The organism is Sphingopyxis sp. (assembly GCF_036402335.1).
In the GTDB taxonomy this organism is placed as follows: Bacteria; Pseudomonadota; Alphaproteobacteria; order Sphingomonadales; family Sphingomonadaceae; genus Sphingopyxis.
Map to the genome: position 1 here is coordinate 1 of NZ_DASWTD010000021.1, position 3,860 is coordinate 3,860.

General features: G+C 68.4%; 4 protein-coding genes. All 4 read left to right on the top strand.

Going from position 1 to position 3,860, the window contains the following annotated elements:
* A partial coding sequence (locus VGD20_RS00590; protein ID WP_331132591.1) for an ATP-binding cassette domain-containing protein occupies nt 1–1,207 on the top strand: 1,207 nt, incomplete at its 5' end.
* Between the two features lie 9 nt (nt 1,208–1,216).
* Complete coding sequence (gene araH, locus VGD20_RS00595; RefSeq protein ID WP_331132592.1) at nt 1,217–2,227, top strand: L-arabinose ABC transporter permease AraH; 1,011 nt, start codon at nt 1,217–1,219, stop codon at nt 2,225–2,227.
* The gene (gene dgoD / locus VGD20_RS00600) at nt 2,224–3,369 is read left to right on the top strand and encodes a galactonate dehydratase (RefSeq protein WP_331132593.1); all 1,146 of its coding nucleotides are present in this window, start codon (nt 2,224–2,226) and stop codon (nt 3,367–3,369) included. Before araH ends, dgoD begins: the two co-directional genes overlap by 4 nt.
* Nucleotides 3,363–3,860, top strand: a 498-nt coding sequence (locus VGD20_RS00605) for an SDR family oxidoreductase (protein ID WP_331132594.1), incomplete at its 3' end; no start/stop codon positions are given. The genes dgoD and VGD20_RS00605, both read left to right, overlap by 7 nt.

The following is a 3,860-nucleotide window of genomic DNA, read 5'->3' on the forward strand; positions in this document are numbered from 1 at the left end:
CGCCTATCCGACGCGCCTCGGCCTGCTCGACCGCAAGGCGATGAGGGGCACCGCCGCGGCGATGCTCACGCGTCTCGGCGAGGATATCGACCCCGATACGCGCGTCGGCGCGCTGTCGATCGGCAAGCGCCAGATGGTCGAGATCGGCAAGGCACTGCTCCGCGACGCGCGCATCATCGCCTTCGACGAGCCGACCAGTTCGCTCAGCGCGCGCGAGACCGAAACGCTCAAGCGCATCATCGCCGAGCTTCGCGCCGACGGGCGCGCCATCCTCTACGTCAGCCACCGGATGGAGGAAGTGTTCGAGATTTGCGACAGCGTCACCGTGCTGCGCGATGGTCGTCACGTCGCCGACTTTCCCGACATGGCTGCGCTGACGCAGGACATGCTGATCCAGGCGATGGCCGGGCGCACGATCGCCGACATTTATGACTATCGCCCGCGCGGGCACGGCCCGGTCAGCGTAGCGATCGACGGCGTCACCGGCCCCGGCGTGCGCGAGCCGGTGAGCTTCGAGGTGCGCAGCGGCGAAATCCTCGGGCTGTTCGGGCTCGTCGGCGCGGGCCGGTCCGAACTGATGAAATTGCTCTATGGCGCCGAGCCGCTCGCATCGGGCAGCATCCGCTTCGACGGGGTGCCGTTCCGCGCGCGCGATCCGCGCTTCGCGATCGCCGCAGGCCTCGCGCTCTGCCCCGAAGACCGCAAGGCCGAAGGGATCGTCCCGCTCGCCGCGGTCGCCGAAAATATCAGCCTCGCGCGCCGCAACCTGCGGGGCCGCAAGGGGCCGTTCGTCGATCGCGGCGGCGAAGCGCAGCAGGCGCAGGATCTGATCGCGCTGATGCGCGTCAAGACCGCATCGCCGGGTACCGCCATCGCGACGCTGTCGGGCGGCAACCAGCAAAAGGCGATCATCGCGCGCTGGCTCGCCGCCGATGCGCGCATCCTGCTGATGGACGAGCCGACGCGCGGCATCGACGTCGGCGCGCGCAGCGAAATCTACGCCCATATCTATCGCCTCGCCGGGGAAGGCCGCACGATCCTCTTCGCCTCGTCCGACATGCCCGAGGTGATGGGCGTCGCAGACCGCATCGTCGTGATGCGCGAAGGCGGCGTTGCCGGAATTCTCACCCGCGACGAAGCGACCCCCGAACGCCTGCTGCGCCTCGCGCTACCCGACGCCGCCGCGCGTCCGAACCCGGCCCTTTAGGAAATGACCATGAGCCCCAAAACCAGCCCCATCGGCCGCGCCGGCGCCTTCGCCCCTCTGCTGATCTTCATCCTCCTCTTCGCCGGGCTTTCGATCCTCGTTCCCGACTTTTTCGGAATCCGGAACATGCGCGGGCTGATCCTGTCGGTGACGCTCGTCGGCACGATCGCGACGACGATGATGCTCGTCCTCGCACTGCGCGAGGTCGACCTGTCGGTCGGATCGATCACCGCGCTGTCCGGCGTCGTGTGCGCGGTGACGATCAGCAGCAGCGGCAGCGTCGCGCTCGGCGTCGCCGCAGGGCTCGCGGCGGGATTGTTCATCGGTCTCGCCAACGGCCTGATCGTCGCCAAGCTCAAGGTCAATTCGCTGATCGTCACGCTCGCGATGATGGAGATCGTGCGCGGCCTCGCTTTCCTCGCATCGGGCGGCGAAGCGGTATCGATCCCTGCCGAGCGCTTCTACGAGCTCGGGTCGGGCACCTTCCTCGGCATCAACTACCCGATCTGGATCATGTTCCTCTGCTTCGCGCTGTTCGGCGTCATCCTCAACCGCACCGTCTTTGGGCGCAACATCCTCGCGATTGGCGGCAATCCGGAGGCCGCGCGGCTGGCCGGGGTTCCGGTCGACCGGGTGCGCATCGCGGTCTTCGCGCTGCAGGGGCTGATCGCCGGGCTCGCCGGCATCGTCCTCGCCGCGCGCATCACCAGCGGCCAGCCGAACACCAGCCTCGGTCTCGAACTCGCGGTCATTTCGGCGTGCGTTCTCGGCGGCGTCTCGCTCGCCGGCGGCGTCGGGACGATCACCGGCGTGATCATCGGCGTCTTCATCATGGGGGCGGCGCAAAATGCACTCAACCTGCTCGATGTCCCGACTTTCTACCAATATGTCGTGCGCGGCGGGATCCTGCTCGCGGCGGTCATCTTCGACCGGCTGCGCCAGACCGGTCGCCTCGGCCTGTCCGCCTTCGCGCGGCCCGCGCGCGCTCCCTCTCTGACCAAGGAAACGACCACCGCATGAGTTCAATCGCAAATATCGAATGGTTCCTCGTCCCGCCGCGCTGGCTGTTCGTACGGGTCGAAACCGACGACGGCATCACCGGCTGGGGCGAAGCCTCGCTCGAAGGTCATGCCGAAGCCGTCGCGGGCGCGCTCGACGCCGCACGCGACCGGCTGATCGGGCATGACGCCGACCGGATCGAGGATGCCTGGCAGACCTGCTACCGCCTCGGCTTCTATCGCGGCGGCCCAGTGTTCATGTCGGCGATTTCGGGCATCGACCAGGCGCTGTGGGACATCAAGGGGAAGCGCCTCGGCGTACCGGTGTGGCAGTTGCTCGGCGGCAAGCTGCGCGATCGTGTCGACGTCTATGCGTGGATCGGCGGCGACCGGCCGGGCGACGTCGCCGACGCGTCGGCGGCGCGGCGCGAACAGGGCTTCCGCGCGGTCAAGATGAACGCCACCGAGGCGATCGGCTGGCTCGACAGCCCCGACAGCCTCAAGGAACCGGTCGAACGCCTCCGCCTCGTGCGCGAGACGGGGATCGACGCCGGGCTCGATTTCCACGGCCGCGTCCACAAACCGATGGCGCGCCAGCTGATCCACGCGCTCGAACCCTATGGCCCGCTCTTCGTCGAGGAGCCGCTGACCTCCGAACATCCCGAAGCGATCGCGCAGCTCGCGGCGCAAACGCACGTCCCCCTCGCCTTCGGCGAACGGCTCTACACGCGTTGGGATTTCAAGCGCCTGTTCGAACTCGGCGCGGTCGACATCATCCAGCCCGATCTCAGCCACGCGGGCGGCATCTCCGAAGTGCGCCGTATCGCCGCGATGGCCGAAACCTATGACGTCGCGGTCGCCCCGCATTGCCCGCTCGGCCCGCTCGCGCTCGCGGCGTGCATGCAGATCGCGGTGTCGACGCCCAATTTCATCATCCAGGAAATGTCGCTCGGCATCCACTACAACACGATCGATGCCGACCTCGGCACCTATCTGGCGGACCCGGGCGTCTTCGCGGTAGAAGGCGGCAGCGTCGCCGCGCTGACCGGCCCCGGCCTCGGCGTCGAAATCGACGAGGAAAAGGTCCGCCGCGTGGCGCGCGATCCGCACCGCTGGCGCAATCCGGTATGGCGCGGTGCCGACGGGAGCCTGCGCGAATGGTAAGTGCAAAGCGGTTTGCGAACAAGACGGTCGTCATCACGGGCGCGCTCGGCGGCATCGGCGCCGCGACCGCGCGCATCTTTGCCGAAGGCGGCGCGCGGCTGCTGCTCGTCGATCTCGCGGCCGAGGGCGGAGACGCCGCGCCGCTGCTCGATGCCGGCGCCGAAAAAATCACCTATGCGTCGTGCGATGTCTCCGACGAGGACGCCGTCGCGGCGGTCGCGGCGCGCGCGGCCGACGAGTTCGGCGGCTTCGACCGGCTCGTCAACATCGCCGGGGCGATGATCTACAAGCCGATCGCCGAGCTGACCGGCGCCGACTGGAACCGCATCCTTGGCATCAACCTGCTGGGCGCCGCCTTTTTCACTCGCCACGCGCTACGCATGATGCCGGGCGGCGGGGCGATCGTGAATGTCGCCTCGATCCACGCCCGCCAGACCTCGCCGCTTGTCGCGCCCTATGCCGCTGCGAAGGCCGCGCTGTGCAGCCTGACG